This window comes from Rhizobium binxianense (assembly GCF_028994275.1).
Taxonomy (GTDB): domain Bacteria; phylum Pseudomonadota; class Alphaproteobacteria; order Rhizobiales; family Rhizobiaceae; genus Rhizobium; species Rhizobium binxianense.
Genome location: NZ_CP118713.1, coordinates 3431427 through 3448140, shown reverse-complemented (window position 1 = coordinate 3448140; position 16714 = coordinate 3431427). Strand labels below are relative to the sequence as shown.

Below are 16714 nucleotides of genomic sequence, written 5' to 3'. Positions count from 1 at the left end.
CGCAATTGAAGGAGATGGATCATGACACAGGAATACAAGGGTACTGCGCTTGTCACCGGCGCATCCTCGGGCATCGGCGCAGTCTATGCGCACAGGCTGGCCAAGCAGGGTTACGACCTTATCATCGTCGCCCGCAACGGCGAGCGGCTGAAGGCCTTGGCAACCGGGCTGACCGAGGAGACGGGCAGAACAGTCGAGACCGTCGTGGCCGACCTCGGCAACACGGCCGACCTCGCCCGTGTTGAAGGCGTGCTGAAGCAGGACCGGAGCATCACGCTTCTGGTCAACAATGCCGGCGTCGGCGGAACGGCGCCGCTGCTTGCCGCCGATGTCGACAAGATGCAGAAGATGATCGACCTCAACGTCACGGCGCTGATGCGGCTGACCTATGCCGCCGTTCCCGGTTTCGTTGCCCGCGGCGGCGGCACGATCATCAACATTGCTTCGATCGTCGCGATCGCGCCCGAGCGCCTGAATGGCGTCTATGGCGCCACGAAAGCCTTCGTGCTCGCCTTCAGCCAGTCGCTGAAACATGAACTGACGGAGAAGAATATCCGTATCCAGGCCGTGCTACCGGGCGCCACGGCGACGGAATTCTGGGGCATTGCCGGCACGCCGATCGAGCATCTGCCGAACGAGATCGTAATGTCGGCCGATGACATGGTCGATGCATCGCTGGCCGGACTTGAGCAGGGTGAGTTCGCAACGATTCCGGCGCTGGAGGATGCCGGCTTGCTTTCGGCCTACGAGCAGGCGCGCCAGGCATTGATGCCGAACCTGTCTCGCAGCACGCCGGCCAAGCGTTACGAGCTGGCATGATGGTTTACCGACGAAAACCATCCGCGGCATATGCTGCGGATGGTTGGGGCACTTACCTCAACCGAAGCGTTCCAGGGCGGTGGAGAAAATATCGGAATCGACGTTGCCGCCCGATGTGACGACAACGATTGTGTCGCTTTCCAGATCCTTATCATGGAAGAGGGCGGCGGCAAGCGCCACTGCAGCACCGGGCTCGACGACGATCTTCAGCCTGACGAAAGCGAGCGCCATGGCGCGCAGCGCCTCCTCGTCGGTGACAACGATGCCAGGGCCGGCGAGGCGCTTCAGGATCGGAAAGGTGATATTACCAGGCTGCGGCGTGAGGATCGCATCGCAGATCGAGCCCGACATCGAGGCATTGCGCTCGATCCTGCCCGAGACGAGCGAGCGGGTGGTATCGTCGAAGTCACTGGGTTCGCAGGGACGGACGCGAAAACCGGGGGCGCTGGCTTCGAGGGCAAGGGCGATGCCGGAGGTCAGTCCGCCGCCGCCGCAGGGAACCAGGACCTCCGCAGACGTAACACCTTCCTCTTCCGCCTGCTCGGAGATTTCGAGGCCGGTCGTGCCTTGGCCGGCAATGACGAGCGGCTCGTCGAAAGGCTTGATCAGCGTCAGGCCGCGTTCTGCAGAAAGCCTCGCGCCGATCTCGTCGCGATCCTCGTTGGCGCGGTCGTATAGCACAACTTCGGCGCCGAAGGCGCGGGTGTTGGCGATCTTCAGCTTTGGCGCGTCGCTCGGCATGATGATGACGGCGGGCACGCCATGCAGCTTGGCGGCAAGGGCAACGCCCTGGGCATGGTTGCCGGAGGAGAAGGCGATGACGCCTCTCGCACGCACGGCCGGATCGAGGCCGGAGACCGCGGACCAACCGCCGCGGAACTTGAACGAACCGGAATGCTGCAGACATTCCGCCTTCACGAACAGGCGCCGGCCGGCGATCTCGTTCAGGAAGGGAGAGGAGAGAAGCGGTGTGCGCCTGATATGACCGCGCAGGCGGGCGCGGGCGGCGACGATCATTTCAATGCTGGCCATTCGGGAATCGTCCTGCTTGGAATTTAATCATGCATAGGGTCGGGCAAGCTCTTTGTGAACGGCGAGTTTGTCACCGTGACATGAATGGTGTTGCGCTCGTTGCCGAGGTTAATAGCCGTTGGCCGAACCTTCCGCCGCACGGCTGTCCATGGCGCCATTGTAGCGGGCGCCGCTGCCCTTGGCGATGGCGGCGAGGCTTTTGCCGCCGACGAGGATGCCGGCGGCCTGGCCCCATTGCGGCGCGTCATTGCCGCCATCGAAGCTGTAGCCCATGGCGGCGAGGGTCTTTTCCGTATCCGGCGAAATGGCATAGGGTTCGAGAAAGACCTTGTCGGGCTGCCATTGGTGGTGGAGACGCGGCGCGTTGACCGCCTGGCTGATATCCATGCCGAAATCGACGACGTTGAGGATCGTCTCCAGCGTGATGGTGATGATGCGCGAGCCGCCGGGGCTGCCGATCACCATGAAGGGTTTGCCGTCCCGGGTGACGATCGTCGGGCTCATCGAGGAGAGCGGCGTCTTCTTCGGCGCGATGGCATTGGCTTCGCCCTGCACCAATCCGTAGAGGTTCGGCACGCCTGTTTTGGAGGTGAAATCGTCCATCTCGTTGTTGAGCAGGACGCCCGTGCCGGGTGCCACGACCGCGGCGCCGAAGGAGCCGTTCAGCGTATAGGTGACGGCGACCGCATTGCCCGCGTCGTCGATGATCGAATAATGCGTCGTCTCGGTGCTTTCTTTGCCGCCGAGCGGTTTCAGGTTCGCCGAGGTGCCGGCCTTGTAAGGGTCGATCTTGGCGGCGACCTCCGAGGCATATTTCTTGTCGAGCAGTTTCTCGACCGGGTTCTCGACGAAATCGGGATCGCCGAGTGCGGCATTGCGGTCGACATAGGCATAGCGCATCGCCTCGACCATGATGTGCACGGTTTCAGCCGAGTTGTAGCCGAGATAGGAGAGCGGATAACCTTCGAGAACATTGAGGATCTCGCAGATGATGATGCCGCCGGAGGAGGGCGGCGGCGAGGAGATGATGTCGTAGCCGCGGTAATTGCACTCGATCGGCTTCAACTCGCGCACGGCATATTGCTCGAAATCTTGCCTGGCGAGGATGCCGCCCTTGGCCTGGCTCGCCTTGACGATCTCTTCGGCCGGCGCGCCTTTGTAGAAGGCGTCGGGACCTTTTTCAGAGATGCCGGCCAAAACCGCGGCGAGGTCAGGCTGCTGGAGTTTTTCGCCCGATGTATAGGGCTTTCCGTCCGGCTTCAGAAAAATTTTCGCCGCCGCCTCGTCCTTGGCGAGACGCTTGGCGTTGCCGGCGAGGCCTGCGGCGTCGCCCTGTTCCAGCGTGAAGCCGTCTTTGGCGAAGCGGAGCGCCGGTGCGATCAGATCCTGGCGCGATTTCGTGCCGTATTTCTCGCGTGCGGTTTCGAAGCCCATGACGGAGCCGGGAACGCCGACGGCGAGATAGCCGTCGAGGCTGGCGCGCGGCACGATATCGCCCTTGGCATCGAGATACATGGTCTTCGTGGCGGCAAGCGGCGCGCGTTCGCGGAAATCGAGAAAGGTCTTGGTGCCGTCTTTCAGGCGGATGGTCATGAAACCGCCGCCGCCGAGATTGCCGGCCGAGGGATAGACGACCGCCAGCGCATAACCGACGGCGACCGCCGCATCGACGGCATTGCCGCCGCTTTTCAACACCTCGACGCCGACATCGGTCGCCAGATGCTGGGCGGTAACGACCATGCCGTGCTCGGCTTCGACTGGTGCGGGCGATGCGGCGAAAGCCGAGGTCAGGCTCAGCGACAGTGCCGATATGACGGAGATCGTCCCGATATGCAGGCGGCCCATGATTTCCCCTCCTATGGACAATGATGGAAACATATGGGGCCGCTGCGGCCCGAGACAATGCAGGCGACTGGCTTTAGGCAAGGAGCTCGGTTTTGCAGCCGGAGACGTCAGGCGCCGCGCAAAGCGTCCGGCGTCAGCGACGACAGGGTTGCGCGCGTCTGCTGGCGCGAAGCGGCGAGCCTCTCCTCGGCCCTCCGGGCAGCCGCCTGCAGGTCGCGCGGCTTGCCTGATATCTTTTCCATGGCTGCGATGGCGACATCGGTTGCCAGATAGTCCGGCTTATGGCCGACGCCTCGTATGGTGATAAGTTCGGAACCTGAAATATCGCGGGCAAGGCCGCGCGAATGCAGATGCTCCCAGACGACCTCGTCGCTGTCGCCTGTGATGATGACGGTCGGGGCGGTGATCTGCGAATAGAGCGGTGAGTGTGCCTTCACATAGGCGAGCAGCCTTTTGAAATCGGCGGCGTTGTTGTGGAAAGCGCTCGGCCGCAGCACCAGCGACGGACCGGTCTTTTCGATGTAGTCGGCCGGGCGTGGATTGGGACGAAAGACGTTCAGCGTGCCGCGCTCCAGCCGACGCAGCCCGAGCGGCACGACGACCGCATGGTTGAAGAGCCAGCCGATAACAGGCGCGGTGGCGACATGATAGTACCAGTCGATGCCGCCCGGCCAGGGATGGGTGGCGGGTGCGAGAAAAAGCAGGCCTGATGTCTTATCGGGATGGCGCAGGCCGAAGGCGGCAGTGATCGCGCCGCCGAAGGAATGGCCGACGATAACAGCCTTTTCGATACCGCGCTTTTCCATCAGCCTGGCGATGGCATCGGCCTGGCCGGAGGGAAAAGCGTTCTCAGGGCCGCCGCGCTCGGAATAACCGTGACCGGGTCGATCGACGAAGAGCATTTCCGCTCGGCCTTCGAGTGCGGCGCGAAAGGCGACGACCTGATCGAGGAGATTGCCGCTGGCGCCGTGAATGAAGACGAGGGCGGGCAGGTCGGCATTTTCGGGACGCGCGATATGGACGGCATTCATGCGGTAGCCGCCGACATCCGTCAGTTCGCCGATATTCGGATAGGTGTGTTCGAATTGCCGCGCCTTGTAGGAAGAGTAACCGATGGCGGCGGCGAGCGGGATGAGAAGGGCGGAAACTTCTGCAAGCATGGTCTTAACGAGCGATAATTGCGGGATGACCTGCGGGCGGACAAACCGCTACATCGTTTCCCTCTGTATTCCAAAATTGCGCGGCGTGATCCGACGTCAAGATGTCAGCCCGGGAATCAGGTGCGGTTGCCGGCGAGTTTTTCGGCAAGCGTGTTGACCTGTTCCTGCGCGGTGCGTTCGGCGGGATAGACATCGAGGAAACGCTCCCAAGCCTTCAAGGTCAGCTGGTCGTTGCCGGAATTGCTGAGGATCGCCGCCATGCCGGACAGCGCGCCGAAATGGCGCGGCTCGAGATCGAGCACACGCTCGATGTCGGACATCGACTTGCGATAATTGCCCATGACGAAATTCAGCGTGGCGCGACGGTTCCAGCTTTCGGCATAATCGGGCTTCAGCGCGATCGCTTCATCGAGGAAGTCTAGGGCGGCGGGATTGCGCTTTTCCTCGATCGCCTTGTCGGCCCATTGCATCAAGAGATTAATGGTGGCGCTGCCGGAATCGTTCCATTCCATGCGGATCTCATTGGCGATGCTGCTGGCCTTGTCGGGGTCGCGCTCACGCTTCAGCTGGCTGAACAGCTGGTCGAGGTGCTGCTTTGGTGAAGAGTTGACATCCGTCTGCTCGACGATGACGTCTTTTTCCGCGGCGGTGGCCGGAAAAGTGGCGGAGAGGAGGATGAGGGCGAGCGGCAGCGCCGCTGATGTCAAAGCAAAAAAGCGCATGGCGGACATATTAGCCCGCCAACGCCGAAGATCAAACAAATTTGACGTGATCACCGTAGCGACCCACCGGATATATCTGCCGGCGCAAACTGCGCGGCAAGGCGATCCGGACGCGCGAAATCAGCCCTGGCGAGCCTTGTAGCGCGGGTTCAGCTTGTTGATGATGTAGATGCGGCCCTTGCGGCGAACCAGACGGTTGTCACGGTGACGAGCCTTGAGCGACTTGAGCGAATTCTTGATCTTCATTTTTCTGATCCGCGATCTCTATGGGGGAATTCACATTCGCCCGTATCTTTAACAATCAAAAGCGCGCCATCGGGCGCGCTCTTAGGTGGGGGAGCAGATACCTCTTCACCTTTTCCATGTCAACCGCATGAAGGTGTTTTTCCCAAGGCGCTGCGGTGTTTTCTCAGGTTAAAACCGGCGATTTCCGCGTCAAGGTGGTGATATGGCCCATCTTGCGGCCGGGGCGCCATTCGGTCTTGCCGTAGAGATGAACCAGCGTATCAGGACGCCGCAGCCAGTCGGGAACGGCAAGGATATCGTCACCGATCAGGTTCTGCATGACACAGTCGGAATGGCGCTCGGCATTGCCGAGCGGCAGATTGGCAACGGCGCGAATGTGCTGCTCGAACTGGCTGACGACGCAGGCGGCCTCGGTCCAGTGACCGGAGTTGTGGACACGCGGCGCCATCTCGTTGGCAATCAGACCGCCATCGGGAAGCACGAAGAATTCGATGCCGATGACGCCGACATAGTTCAACGCGGCAAGAATTTTCTCGGCCGATCGGCGCGCGGCGTCCGACGTCGTTGGCGAGATCGTAGCGGGAACCGTCGAGGTGTGGAGGATGCCGTTGCGATGGACGTTCTCGGCGGGATCGAAGCAGACGACCGTACCGTCGGTGGCGCGGGCGGCGATGATCGAGGCCTCGCGCTCGAAGGCGACGAAACTTTCGAGGATGAGCGGCACGCTGCCCAACGCGGCATAGGCGCCATCAGCGCTGTCGGCCGTCGAGCGGAAAACCTTCTGGCCCTTGCCGTCATAACCGAGACGGCGGGTTTTCAGCACGCCCTGGCCGCCGAAATCCTTTAATGCCGTATCGAGATCGGCCTGGCTGTCGACCGTGTGGAAGCGGGCGGTCGAGATGCCGCAGTCGTTGAGAAAGCGCTTTTCGACGAGGCGATCCTGTGCTGCTTCCAGCGCCTTTGGCGGCGGATAGACTGGCACGCTTGCCGAGAGCGTCTCGGCGGCTATGACGGGCACGTTTTCGAATTCGTAGGTGACGACATCGCAGATATCAGCCAGTTCGGCCAGTGCCGCCGGATCGTCATAGGCAGCGGTAATCTGCCGGTTGGCGAGTTGGGCGGCCGGGCAGTCCGTCTGCGGCTCGAGAATGACCGTGCGAAAATTCAATCTGGCGGCGGCAATGGCCAGCATGCGGCCGAGTTGGCCGCCGCCGATGATGCCGATCGTTGTTGCCGTCATAGGTCGTCCATCGGGTATTCGGCGACGGCAGCACTCTGGCGCTCGCGCCACTCGTCGAGCCGATCGGCGATTTCTTCGTCGGAAAGGGCGAGGACGGCGGCGGCGAGCAGGGCGGCGTTGACCGCGCCGGCCTTGCCGATGGCAAGCGTTCCCACAGGAATGCCGGCCGGCATCTGTACGATGGAAAGAAGGCTGTCCTGGCCGGAGAGGGCTTTGGACTGAACCGGCACGCCGAAAACCGGCAGCGGCGTCATCGATGCGGTCATGCCCGGCAGGTGGGCGGCGCCGCCGGCGCCGGCGATGATGACCTTGAAGCCTTCTGCCCGCGCGCCCTTGGCAAAATTGACCAGCCGGTCGACTGTGCGGTGCGCCGAAATGATGCGCGCATCATAAGGGATCTCCAGCGCCTCCAGCGTGTCGGCGGCGTTCTTCATGGTCTCCCAGTCGGACTGGCTGCCCATGATGATGGCGACGAGCGGTCTGTCTGTCATCGTTGCTGCTATTCCTCTCAGGCGATGATGTCAGGGATGATCTGATCTTCCAGCTTGGAGAGCCTGTCCTTGATGATGAGCTTCTTCTTCTTCATGCGCTGGATCCGCAGAGCATCGCATCCGATCTGGATCATGGCATTGATCGCGGCGTCGAAATCCTCGTGCTCCTGGCGCAGCCGCGCCACCGTGAGCCTGATTTCCGCCTGTTCCTGATCGGCCATATGCATTCCCCGTTATCGTCTTCGGATCTTGTCCGATCTGCCGATGATTTCCGCAAGCTCCTATCACCAAATACAGGTAACGGCTAGTTAGTCTTGATCATGAAATTGCCATCTAGTCTTCATCTTTTGGCCTTCGACAAGCCTTCAAAAATATGTCACAGTCCGGCCGTTGACACCTTGATCCCCGACGATGATGGCCGGGGAGGGTAAGAGGAAGGAAGGGTCAAATGACAGTTCAAGCTCATCTTGAATCACTCCAGAAAAAGCATGTCGCTCTCGAGGAAGAGTTGCATACGCTCAGAACAGCTCCCTCTATCTCCGATACGGAAATTGCCGAATGCAAGCGCCGCAAGTTGCGCATCAAGGACGAGATTCAGCGTCTCAAGTCATCCGTCCACTGATCTTCCCAAGGGTCGCCGGTCGATCATCTTGCGAAAGAAAAGGTAAATCCATCCATTCCGCCTAGAATCAGCAAGACCCGGTGATTTCACACCAGATTTGCGCCAGCCCGATGCCTGCCAGCATCGCGGCTGGCGCTTTTGGGTCGCAGGCGTCGGGCGGCGCTGCATCATATGCATCGTGTCCCACTAGGCTTTGGCGAACACGCCTTAAGCCCAGAACTGATCCAGCCATAAATTGAGCTTGTCGAAACCGCGGTTGTTGACCGTGTAGATGCGTTTCGTGCCTTCAGATGTCACCGAGACGAGGTTGCTGTCGAGCAGCGCCTTCAGGTGTTGCGACACAGCAGGACGGCTGATCGGCAGGCCTTCGGCAAGTTCGTTGACCGTCCGCGGAGCGCGGCGCAACTCCTCCAGCAGAAACCGCCGGTTCGGATCGGCAATCGCAGAGAAGGGGTCCGTGTTCGACATACCGGGAACGCTACGTCAAACCGGCCGCCGCAGCAAGGAAATTGTGCAATGCAGCGTGCTGGAGCCCCTACCAGCCAAGGCCCTCGCGCACGATCAGCAAGGCGGCGATCAGGGCCATCGCATACATGAACGGATAGAAGATCGCCGGCTTCATGCGGCGCACGCACCAGGCGCCGGCAAGGGTGGCGAGCGGGGCGAAGGGCAGAAGCGTCGCGGAGGTCGCAAGGTTCTGGGTGTCGAGCTGGCCGAGCGCGAAATAGGGGATCAGCTTGATGGCGTTGAGGATGGCAAAGAAGCGCACACTGGTGCCGGTATATTCGCGCGGCTGTAGCTTCAGCGGCAGGGCATAGATCTGAAAGGGCGCGCCGCCCGCATGGGCGACGAAGCTGCCGTAACCGGAAAATGTGCCCCAGAGGCCGGCGGCCACCGGCCGCTGGCCGCGCGGCGGAATGATCTTGCCGGCACCCGGGCCGTAATTGTTCCAGAAATAGCGCAGGCAGAAGAGGATAGTCACCGCGCCGATGACGATGCGCAGCATATTGCCCGGAACGAGCGCCGAGGTCGCCCAGCCTAGCGCAATGCCGAAGACCGCGCCGGGCAGCATGATCTTCAGCGTCGCCCAGTCGCCGTGTTTGCGCCAGATGACGAGCGAGATCATGTCCATGAAGACCAGGATCGGCAACAGGATCGCCGCCGCCTCGACCGGCGAGACGACGAGGGCGAGGAACGGCAGGCCGATCAGCGACAAAGCGTCGCCCATGCCGCCCTTTGCGAGGCCCACGAGCAGAACGGCGGGCACGGCGGCGTAGTAGAATGACAAATCCTGCGGCATGCTTTCGGCGTCCTCCTCTTGCAAGCCTCGTCTAACGGAACTACTCACACAAAACGAGTGCGGATCCCCGATTTCGAGGGGGAATTCGCAGGAAACGGAAAGACCTCATGACCGAACCGGAAAACCGCTGCCGCCTGGTGCTCATCGCACCCGATATTGCCGATGCCGATGAACAGGCGAGGATCGTCGCCGACGCGCTGAAGGGCGGCGATGTCGCTTCGGTGATCGTGCCGCAATATGGGCTCGACGACGGCACCTTCCAGAAACATGCGGAGAAGCTGGTGCCGCTGATCCAGGATGCCGGAGCGGCTGCGCTGATATCAGGCGACAGCCGTGTTGCAGGCCGGGCGAAGGCCGATGGCCTGCATCTTTCCGGCAATGCGGAGGCGCTTTCGGAAGCGATCGACAAACATGCGCCGAAGCTGATCGTCGGCGGCGGTAACGCGGCCGACCGGCACAAAGCGCTTGAGATCGGCGAAGTCAGGCCGGACTATATCTTCTTCGGCAAGCTCGACGGCGACATCAAGCCGGAGGCGCATCCGAAGAACCTTGCGCTCGGCGAATGGTGGGCCTCGATGATCGAAATCCCCTGCATCGTCATGGGCGGCACCGATCCGGCTTCGGCGCTTGCCGTCGCCGAGACCGGAGCGGAGTTCGTGGCCCTGCGGCTGGCAGTCTTCGGCGAGCCCACCCGGGCGCCATCCATCGTCGCCGAAGTCAACGCGTTGCTTGACGAAAAAGCGCCACGGTTTGAGGATTGAAATCGCGCTCATGCCGATCCAGACCGCCCGCCTGTTGAAATTTATCCTTGCCAGCATGGCCGCCGTCGTTGCGGCCGGGCCGGATGTCGCCTTGGCGCAAGCAACGGATAGCGTCGTAAACCAGCCAGGCTCCGGGCCGACTTCGACTTTCCGCACCGACCGGCCCACCGGCCCGGTCGTGCGGCCCTCCGATGGTGTCGGCGTGTTCGATCGCATGGGTGCGAAGCTGCCGGACCTGCCGCCGGAAAAGGATTATAAGGGACCTGTCGACGAGGCTTACGGCGCCTTCCAGCGCGGTTACTACCTGACGGCAATGGACAAGGCGCTGCCGCGCGCCCAACTCGGTGATGCGGCGGCGCAGACGCTGATCGGCGAAATCCTGTCGCAGGGTCTCGGCGTCAAGAAGGACGTCAAGAATGCGGCCTTCTGGTACGGCAAGGCGGCCGAAGGCGGCGATGCGGCGGCCATGTTCAAATATGCGCTGATGCTGATGGAAGGCGAGGGCGTGCCGCGTGACAAGGTCAAGGCCGACGACTATATGCACAAGGCGGCCGAGGCCGGCAATCCTTCGGCGGAATTCAACTGGGCGCAGATCGTCGTCGCCGATAATCCCGGCGAGAAGGGACTGAAGTTGGCGCTGCCGTTCTACGAGAAATCGGCCGAGCAGGGCATTGCCGATTCGCAATATGCCGTGGCGCAGATCTACGCGACGCTGAAGGACTTGCCTGAGGAAAAGAAGCAGCTCGCCCGCGAGTGGATGGCGCGTGCTGCGCGCGCCGGCTTCGATACGGCCCAGCTCGATCTCGGCATCTGGCTCGTCAACGGCGTCGGCGGGCCGAAGGATTACGTCAAGGGCTTCGAATGGCTGAAACTTGCCGCCAATGGCGGCAACGTCGCGGCCCAGAACAAGCTCGCCCATCTCTACATCAACGCCATCGGCACGCCGCCCGACCCGGTCGAGGCGGCGAAATGGTATGTGCTGTCGCGCCGGGCCGGGCTTGCCGATCCGTCACTCGAGGATTTCTATCTCGGCATCGAGGACGATCAGCAGAAGGCGGCGATCGAGGCCGCCAACAAGTTCCGGCGGCGATAATTGGCTGCCGGGCCTCCCGACCGGGAGAGGCTTTAAAAAAGCGCGTCGGCGAAAAGATCCTCGTCGGTTTCGGCTTTGGGGGTCTCGGCGGGAGCGGGGGCGCTGTCTTCGCAGGTCGGGAAGATGTCGCGATGGATGTTGCGCTCCTGGACCATCGTGTAGGCCTTGAAGATCTTGTGGTCGAGCGGGGCGATCGCCTCGGCGAGATCGGAGATATCGGCGACCTCAGTGCCGGCGGCGCTTTCGAGCAGATCGGCGCAGCGGGCAAAGACTTCGCCGAGATCCCGCTGGAAATCGAGCTTGCCGATCAGCAGGCTGATCTTGGTGGCCACCTCGCGGCCGGCCTCGGCGAGCACCTTCAGCTCGCTTTCCATCACATTGGCTGCGGAGCGGATGTTGCCGACTGCCGACGTCAGGCTTTCTCCCAGACCGCCGGCCCCGACATCGGTGGCGGGGGCAACACGCCCAGCCGCGGCTTCGAGCGCCGGCAGGCCGGTGACGATGGCATCGGCGGATTCGTCGAGCTTGCCGGCGAAGATGCGCAGCTCGGCGGTGACGACGTTGATCGACCTGCCTTCCTCGCCCAGGCGGCTGCAGCGCAGGTTGGTGTTCAAAGCCATGTAATGGATGTCGGTCTTGACGGCGCGGATGTTGGCGATCGATTCAGACAGCTTGGCGGCTGTGCCGATCGTCGACTGGCTCACCTGGTCGGCCTGCCGGCTTGCCGTGTCGACCTGCCGGACAATCTCGTGGGCCGCCGAAACACTGGATTCCAGCGCGCGCATGAAATTGCCGCCGTCCTCGCCGCTCTCACCGCTCATCTGGTCGCGCAGCTTTAGGATTTCCCGCATGTCGTGGTCGAAACTGGCGATCGTCGTGACGACGTACTCCGAATCCCGCTGGAAATTGGCGCACATGTCGCTCATCTGCGCTGCGGTCAAATGGTGGATGACGTTCTGCAAGCGCTTGCGCGCGTCGGCGTCGAGCTTTGCGCCCTCCACGCCGGCAAAGAATTCCTCAAGCAGTGAAAGGGTGGCCTGCACATGCTCGATGCGCTGACGGGTGATGTCGCCGATCTGCAGGGCAGAGAGCGTCGACGCGACCTTGCTCTGGACGCCGCGGGCAATCGCGCCGACCTCACGGGCGACGACGCCGAGATGCTTGCGGTGTTGGGCGATCTTGGCGGCGTCGTCGCGCAGGGCTGCCGCGACGGCCGGAACGGTATCGGCGTAACCCTTGGAGACACTGGCGCCAAAGGAGGCGGCGAGTTTGACCTCCTTGTCGAGGCTGTCGAGATGCGTGGCGAAACGGTTGACCTCATCGGTGCCGGAATAGATTCGCTCCAGGATCTCCTGTGCGAAGCCGGCGAATTCGGCAAGGCCGGCGCCGGTGATCTTCACGGTCACGGCGAAAGTTCTGAGATAGCGCATCGTCTCCTGCATGTCGGAGACGTATTTGCGCAGCTCCCTGCCGGTCTGCGCCAGCGAGACGAGTGCCTGTTGACGATTTTCTTCGGTGACCGGCAGCGCCGTCAGGCTCTCCACCGTGGCACGGAGATCGGCGCCGGTATCGCTCGACTCGCCATTGTCGAGCGCCGCGGTGACGCTCTCAAGAGAATTCAACAGGCGGTTGAGAACATCCATCACCGAGAGCAGCACGGTACCGCCTTCGAGGAAACGTTCTTCGACCCGGCTGCGGGCGGATTCCAGGGTCCGGCCGATGTCCCGCCCGGATATGTAGGCTGCAGCGGTCGGCGATACCAGAGCGTGTGCCAACATTTATACCTTTTCTTAAAACACAGGCTAATCTGACTCTATTTCTACGGGCAGGATGGAAACGTCCGGTAAACGCGCCAGACTCGTCTGCGTTGTGATTAACGAAAGATGGATGGAGGCGCTGCTCGAATCGCATGGTTGGTTAATGTTGCTTAACCTGCTGCTTTTATTTTATTTGTTTCTAAATTTTGAGAGGAAAATACAACTTATTCCGGATGAGAATTGGGGAGTCTCAGGACTCGTTATACGGTAGTTTCATACAACCGCTGTTTACCCCGCATTAACGCTGTCGTGAGAGTCCTCTTAAGGGCATCAAGTATTTCTCTGGCCGAGGGGGCTGCGTTGGATACTCCAAAACAATATTACGAATCTATAAAGTTATCGGATTTGCTGAGTATCCGCTGCGTGTCCGAATTATATTCAAAGATTACAGATGAATTTCACGGCCGTGATGTAATCATCATCGAGATTCCCGAAAGTTCCGAAGCGGATCTGAGTTTCATTCAGCTCATCGAATCCGCTCGTCGCCAAGCAAAAGCCAAGGGAAAGACGTTCAAACTTTCTTCGCCGGCCAGCGGCGCGGTTCTGAAGGTACTTGAGCGCGCAGGTTTCATCGAATCCTTCGACAAAGAAGACGAAAATTTCTGGTTGCATAAAAAGGTGACATTATGACTGCAAATATCCTGACCGTTGACGATTCCGCCAGCATTCGCCTGACCACCAATGTCACGCTGACCAATGCCGGTTACACCGTCACCGAGGCCGCCGACGGGGCAGAAGGCCTTGCGAAGGCCAAGAGCAGCAGCTTCGATCTGATCGTGACCGATCTCAACATGCCCGTCATGGACGGGCTGACGATGATCGAGGAGTTGCGCAAGCTGCCGGCCCAGGCCGGCGTTCCGATTATCTTTCTGACGACGGAATCGGACGCCGATCTCAAGGCTCGCGCCAAGGCGGCGGGCGCAACCGGCTGGCTGACTAAGCCGTTCGACCCGGAAAATCTCGTGAAGATCGTCAAAAAGGTCCTCGGAAGATGAGTACGCTCGATCCGGTCGCCGTATTCCGTATGGAAGCCGCCGAATGCCTCGAAGCGATCGAGGCCGGCCTTCTCGATCTGACCCACGAGCTCGACAATAAGGATCTCGTCGACGCCGTGTTCCGCGGGCTGCACACGCTCAAGGGCTCCGGCGCGATGTTCGGTTTCGAGGCGCTCGCTGCCTTCACCCATCATTGCGAAACGGCCTTCGACCGGGTTCGCAAGGGCGAGGTTGCGGCGACCAGCGAACTGGTCGCCGCCGTTCTTGCCGCCCAGGACCATATGCGCGCCCTCGTCGACCAGCCGGACGCCGATCATGGCGATACCGGCCAGAAACTTCTGGCGCAGCTGCAGGCTGCCGTCGGCGGCAAGGCGCCGGCTCAAGCGGCGGCCGCTGTTTCCGCACCCGCGGCCGTGCGCGAAGCGCCGGCAAAGAAGAGGAACAGCTGGCGCATCCGTTTCAGCCTGCCGGCCAATTCGATGGCCAACGGCACCAATCCGCTCGGCCTGCTGGACGAGCTGCGCGATCTCGGCGAATGCACCGTGCGCGCCAACAGATCGGCCATTCCGCCTCTCGACGAACTCACTCCGACCGAACTCCATATTTCTTGGGACGTGACGCTGACCAGTGAGCAGGATCGCTCGGCGATCGACGACGTCTTCATCTTCGTGCTCGATGATATGGAACTCAGCGTCGAGGAGATGGACGGCGCGGCAGCCGCAACCGCCGCTCCGATCGAAGCAAAGCCGACACCTGCCCCTATTGCCGCGGTATCGGCGGCGCCGGTTCCGCCGGCTGCCGTCCCGGAATTCCGTCCCGTCGAGGCGGTTCCGGCCAGGCGCGAGGCGCCCGTCGCCGTCAGCCAGGCGAAGGCAGCCGAGAATGTCCGCGTTCCGGCCGAACGTCTCGACGAGCTGATGGACCGCGTCGGCGAGCTCGTCATCGCGCAGTCGCGCCTCAGCCAGCTCGCCAGCGCCAGCGCCGATATCGCGCTGCGCTCCGTCTCGGAAGAAATCGAACGCCTCTCCGGCGAGTTGCGCGACACGATGATGGTGCTGCGCATGGTACCGGTCGCCACTCTCTTCTCCCGCTTCCGCCGCCTCGTCCACGATCTCGCCCGCGAGACCGGCAAGGTGATCGAGCTGGTAACGGAGGGCGAGACGACCGAAGTCGACAAAACAGTCATCGAGCGCCTAGCCGATCCGCTGGTGCATCTGGTGCGCAACTCGATCGACCACGGCCTCGAGACGCCCGCCGACCGCCTTGCCGCCGGCAAGACCGAAGCCGGCACGGTGACGCTTTCGGCCCGCCAGGCCGGCGGCGAAGTGATCATCTCGATCAAGGACGACGGCCGCGGCATCAATCGTGAAAGGGTCCGTGCCAAGGCGGAATCCTCCGGCCTCATCCATCCCGGCCAGGCGCTTTCCGACTCCGAGCTGCTGCAGCTGATCTTCGCTCCCGGCTTTTCGACGGCAGCAGCGATCACCAATCTTTCCGGCCGCGGCGTCGGTATGGACGTGGTCAAGAAGACGGTCGAAGCGCTTCGCGGCGCGATCGACATCGTCAGCGTACCGGGACAGGGTTCGGAAGTGTCGCTGCGCATCCCGCTGACGCTTGCGATTATCGACGGCCTGCTGGTGCGCGTCGGCTCCGGCCGCTACGTCATCCCGCTCTCGGCGGTCGAAGAATGTCTCGAATTGTCGCTTGAGGAAGATCTCCGCTCGCGCGGCCGCAGCTTCATCTCGCTGCGCGACAGCCTGGTGCCGTTTCTGCGCCTGCGCGACCTCTTCCGCACCGGCACCAAGCCGGATGTGCACCAGAAGGTCGTCGTCATCTCCACAGGGACGGAGCGCGTCGGCCTCGTCGTCGACCAGATCATCGGCGACCACCAGACGGTCATCAAGTCGATGTCGAAATTGCACAACGACGTGGCGACCTTTTCGGGCGCCACCATTCTCGGCGACGGCAGCGTCGCCCTCATTCTCGACGTCGGGCATCTGGTTGCCGCGGGTCAGCAACAGGAGGCGCAATTGCGGGTAGCAGGATGAGTGCAACAGCAGCAGTCGAACGCTTCGACAATCATTGGAGCTATGCCGAGGAAGTCGAGGTCCTGACCTTCGATCTCAACGGCGAGACCTTCGCGCTGGAAGCGGTCATCGTCCAGGAAATCCTGGACCTGCTTCCGGAAACCGCGGTGCCGGGTAGCCAGCCCTTCGTTGCCAGCGTCATCAATTTCCGCGGCAAGGTCATTCCGCTCGCAGACCTGCGTCTGGCCTTCGGCATGGAGGCGGCAGAGGCGACGATCGACAGCCGCTTCATCGTCATCGAGATCGATCTGCAGGGCGAGCAGACCCTGGTCGGCCTCAGAACCGACAAGGTGAACGAGGTGACGACGCTTGCAAAATCCGCGAGCGAGGCGCCGCCGAGCGTCGGCATGCGCTGGCGCGCCGACTACATCAACTGCCTGGTGAAGAGGGGCGGAGAGTTCATCATTCTCCCCAACCTGCAGGCGATTTTTTCATCGAGGCACAATACGGCGCGCGCCGTCACTTGACGCTGGATGAATTCAAC

At 61.8% G+C, this 16714-nt stretch carries 19 protein-coding genes; 8 read left to right on the top strand and 11 right to left on the bottom strand.

Going from position 1 to position 16714, the window contains the following annotated elements:
* Positions 1-21: 21 nt before the first annotated feature.
* Positions 22-819, top strand: a complete 798-nt coding sequence (locus PO860_RS17015) for an SDR family NAD(P)-dependent oxidoreductase (RefSeq protein WP_183609550.1) — start codon at positions 22-24, stop codon at positions 817-819.
* 57 nt (positions 820-876) lie between these two features.
* Here the strand turns inward: PO860_RS17015 and PO860_RS17010 are convergent, their stop codons facing one another.
* From PO860_RS17010 to PO860_RS16975, 8 genes are all read right to left on the bottom strand, one after another.
* Positions 877-1851: a threonine ammonia-lyase gene (locus PO860_RS17010; RefSeq protein WP_183609551.1), complete on the bottom strand. Its 975-nt coding sequence runs from the start codon at positions 1849-1851 to the stop codon at positions 877-879.
* 108 nt (positions 1852-1959) lie between these two features.
* Positions 1960-3696: a gamma-glutamyltransferase gene (gene ggt / locus PO860_RS17005; protein WP_273881747.1), complete on the bottom strand. Its 1737-nt coding sequence runs from the start codon at positions 3694-3696 to the stop codon at positions 1960-1962.
* 107 nt (positions 3697-3803) lie between these two features.
* Complete coding sequence (locus PO860_RS17000; protein ID WP_183609553.1) at positions 3804-4856, bottom strand: alpha/beta fold hydrolase; 1053 nt, start codon at positions 4854-4856, stop codon at positions 3804-3806.
* A 116-nt stretch (positions 4857-4972) separates the two neighbouring features.
* The gene (locus tag PO860_RS16995; RefSeq protein WP_183609554.1) at positions 4973-5587 is read right to left on the bottom strand and encodes a tetratricopeptide repeat protein; all 615 of its coding nucleotides are present in this window, start codon (positions 5585-5587) and stop codon (positions 4973-4975) included.
* A 111-nt stretch (positions 5588-5698) separates the two neighbouring features.
* Entirely contained in the window at positions 5699-5824 is a 126-nt protein-coding gene (gene ykgO, locus PO860_RS16990) for a type B 50S ribosomal protein L36 (RefSeq protein ID WP_003582204.1), read from the bottom strand.
* Between the two features lie 163 nt (positions 5825-5987).
* Positions 5988-7064, bottom strand: coding sequence for a 5-(carboxyamino)imidazole ribonucleotide synthase (locus PO860_RS16985; RefSeq protein ID WP_273884938.1), 1077 nt, complete (start codon positions 7062-7064; stop codon positions 5988-5990).
* Complete coding sequence (gene purE, locus PO860_RS16980; RefSeq protein ID WP_097618312.1) at positions 7061-7555, bottom strand: 5-(carboxyamino)imidazole ribonucleotide mutase; 495 nt, start codon at positions 7553-7555, stop codon at positions 7061-7063. The genes PO860_RS16985 and purE overlap by 4 nt, the downstream gene beginning before the upstream one ends.
* A 17-nt stretch (positions 7556-7572) precedes the next feature.
* Complete coding sequence (locus PO860_RS16975; RefSeq protein ID WP_272783904.1) at positions 7573-7776, bottom strand: YdcH family protein; 204 nt, start codon at positions 7774-7776, stop codon at positions 7573-7575.
* A 227-nt stretch (positions 7777-8003) separates the two neighbouring features.
* On the opposite strand from PO860_RS16975, the gene PO860_RS16970 reads away from it, so the two are divergent.
* Entirely contained in the window at positions 8004-8177 is a 174-nt protein-coding gene (locus tag PO860_RS16970; protein WP_097618313.1) for a YdcH family protein, read from the top strand.
* A gap of 207 nt (positions 8178-8384) precedes the next feature.
* Here PO860_RS16970 and PO860_RS16965 read toward each other — a convergent pair whose 3' ends face one another.
* On the bottom strand, positions 8385-8645 hold the full coding sequence (locus tag PO860_RS16965) for an ArsR/SmtB family transcription factor (RefSeq protein WP_003542830.1): 261 nt from the start codon (positions 8643-8645) through the stop codon (positions 8385-8387).
* A 67-nt stretch (positions 8646-8712) separates the two neighbouring features.
* Positions 8713-9477, bottom strand: a complete 765-nt coding sequence (locus PO860_RS16960; RefSeq protein ID WP_183609556.1) for a sulfite exporter TauE/SafE family protein — start codon at positions 9475-9477, stop codon at positions 8713-8715.
* A 107-nt stretch (positions 9478-9584) separates the two neighbouring features.
* On the opposite strand from PO860_RS16960, the gene PO860_RS16955 reads away from it, so the two are divergent.
* Together PO860_RS16955 and PO860_RS16950 are read left to right on the top strand one after the other, a co-directional pair.
* A complete protein-coding gene (locus PO860_RS16955) occupies positions 9585-10238 on the top strand; it encodes a thiamine phosphate synthase (protein WP_183609557.1) in 654 nt (217 codons plus the stop codon).
* A gap of 10 nt (positions 10239-10248) precedes the next feature.
* On the top strand, positions 10249-11331 hold the full coding sequence (locus PO860_RS16950; protein WP_183609558.1) for a tetratricopeptide repeat protein: 1083 nt from the start codon (positions 10249-10251) through the stop codon (positions 11329-11331).
* Between the two features lie 32 nt (positions 11332-11363).
* Here the strand turns inward: PO860_RS16950 and PO860_RS16945 are convergent, their stop codons facing one another.
* Positions 11364-13106 carry a methyl-accepting chemotaxis protein gene (locus PO860_RS16945; RefSeq protein ID WP_275038335.1) on the bottom strand — a complete coding sequence of 581 codons (1743 nt, stop codon included), beginning with the start codon at positions 13104-13106 and terminating at the stop codon, positions 11364-11366.
* A gap of 342 nt (positions 13107-13448) precedes the next feature.
* Between PO860_RS16945 and PO860_RS16940 the strand changes: the two genes are divergently transcribed.
* Genes PO860_RS16940 through PO860_RS16925 form a run of 4 tightly spaced genes read left to right on the top strand, consistent with a single transcriptional unit; the run spans position 13449 to position 16697 of the window.
* The gene (locus PO860_RS16940) at positions 13449-13778 is read left to right on the top strand and encodes an STAS domain-containing protein (RefSeq protein WP_273884939.1); all 330 of its coding nucleotides are present in this window, start codon (positions 13449-13451) and stop codon (positions 13776-13778) included.
* Complete coding sequence (locus tag PO860_RS16935) at positions 13775-14143, top strand: response regulator (protein WP_183609560.1); 369 nt, start codon at positions 13775-13777, stop codon at positions 14141-14143. Before PO860_RS16940 ends, PO860_RS16935 begins: the two co-directional genes overlap by 4 nt.
* The gene (locus tag PO860_RS16930) at positions 14140-16191 is read left to right on the top strand and encodes a chemotaxis protein CheA (protein ID WP_273884940.1); all 2052 of its coding nucleotides are present in this window, start codon (positions 14140-14142) and stop codon (positions 16189-16191) included. The genes PO860_RS16935 and PO860_RS16930 overlap by 4 nt, the downstream gene beginning before the upstream one ends.
* The gene (locus PO860_RS16925) at positions 16188-16697 is read left to right on the top strand and encodes a chemotaxis protein CheW (RefSeq protein ID WP_183609562.1); all 510 of its coding nucleotides are present in this window, start codon (positions 16188-16190) and stop codon (positions 16695-16697) included. Before PO860_RS16930 ends, PO860_RS16925 begins: the two co-directional genes overlap by 4 nt.
* The last annotated feature ends 17 nt before the right edge of the window (positions 16698-16714 follow it).

What these genes read in the sequence shown, in the direction of transcription:
- ykgO (WP_003582204.1), bottom strand. Translation starts at nt 5,824, where the DNA reads ATGAAGATCAAGAATTCGCTCAAGTCGCTCAAGGCTCGTCACCGTGAC.
- purE (WP_097618312.1), bottom strand. Translation starts at nt 7,555, where the DNA reads ATGACAGACAGACCGCTCGTCGCCATCATCATGGGCAGCCAGTCCGAC.
- PO860_RS16950 (WP_183609558.1), top strand. Translation starts at nt 10,249, where the DNA reads ATGCCGATCCAGACCGCCCGCCTGTTGAAATTTATCCTTGCCAGCATG.
- PO860_RS17010 (WP_183609551.1), bottom strand. Translation starts at nt 1,851, where the DNA reads ATGGCCAGCATTGAAATGATCGTCGCCGCCCGCGCCCGCCTGCGCGGT.
- PO860_RS16960 (WP_183609556.1), bottom strand. Translation starts at nt 9,477, where the DNA reads ATGCCGCAGGATTTGTCATTCTACTACGCCGCCGTGCCCGCCGTTCTG.
- PO860_RS16955 (WP_183609557.1), top strand. Translation starts at nt 9,585, where the DNA reads ATGACCGAACCGGAAAACCGCTGCCGCCTGGTGCTCATCGCACCCGAT.
- PO860_RS16995 (WP_183609554.1), bottom strand. Translation starts at nt 5,587, where the DNA reads ATGTCCGCCATGCGCTTTTTTGCTTTGACATCAGCGGCGCTGCCGCTC.
- ggt (WP_273881747.1), bottom strand. Translation starts at nt 3,696, where the DNA reads ATGGGCCGCCTGCATATCGGGACGATCTCCGTCATATCGGCACTGTCG.
- PO860_RS16985 (WP_273884938.1), bottom strand. Translation starts at nt 7,064, where the DNA reads ATGACGGCAACAACGATCGGCATCATCGGCGGCGGCCAACTCGGCCGC.
- PO860_RS16965 (WP_003542830.1), bottom strand. Translation starts at nt 8,645, where the DNA reads ATGTCGAACACGGACCCCTTCTCTGCGATTGCCGATCCGAACCGGCGG.
- PO860_RS16970 (WP_097618313.1), top strand. Translation starts at nt 8,004, where the DNA reads ATGACAGTTCAAGCTCATCTTGAATCACTCCAGAAAAAGCATGTCGCT.
- PO860_RS17015 (WP_183609550.1), top strand. Translation starts at nt 22, where the DNA reads ATGACACAGGAATACAAGGGTACTGCGCTTGTCACCGGCGCATCCTCG.
- PO860_RS17000 (WP_183609553.1), bottom strand. Translation starts at nt 4,856, where the DNA reads ATGCTTGCAGAAGTTTCCGCCCTTCTCATCCCGCTCGCCGCCGCCATC.
- PO860_RS16930 (WP_273884940.1), top strand. Translation starts at nt 14,140, where the DNA reads ATGAGTACGCTCGATCCGGTCGCCGTATTCCGTATGGAAGCCGCCGAA.
- PO860_RS16935 (WP_183609560.1), top strand. Translation starts at nt 13,775, where the DNA reads ATGACTGCAAATATCCTGACCGTTGACGATTCCGCCAGCATTCGCCTG.
- PO860_RS16925 (WP_183609562.1), top strand. Translation starts at nt 16,188, where the DNA reads ATGAGTGCAACAGCAGCAGTCGAACGCTTCGACAATCATTGGAGCTAT.
- PO860_RS16975 (WP_272783904.1), bottom strand. Translation starts at nt 7,776, where the DNA reads ATGGCCGATCAGGAACAGGCGGAAATCAGGCTCACGGTGGCGCGGCTG.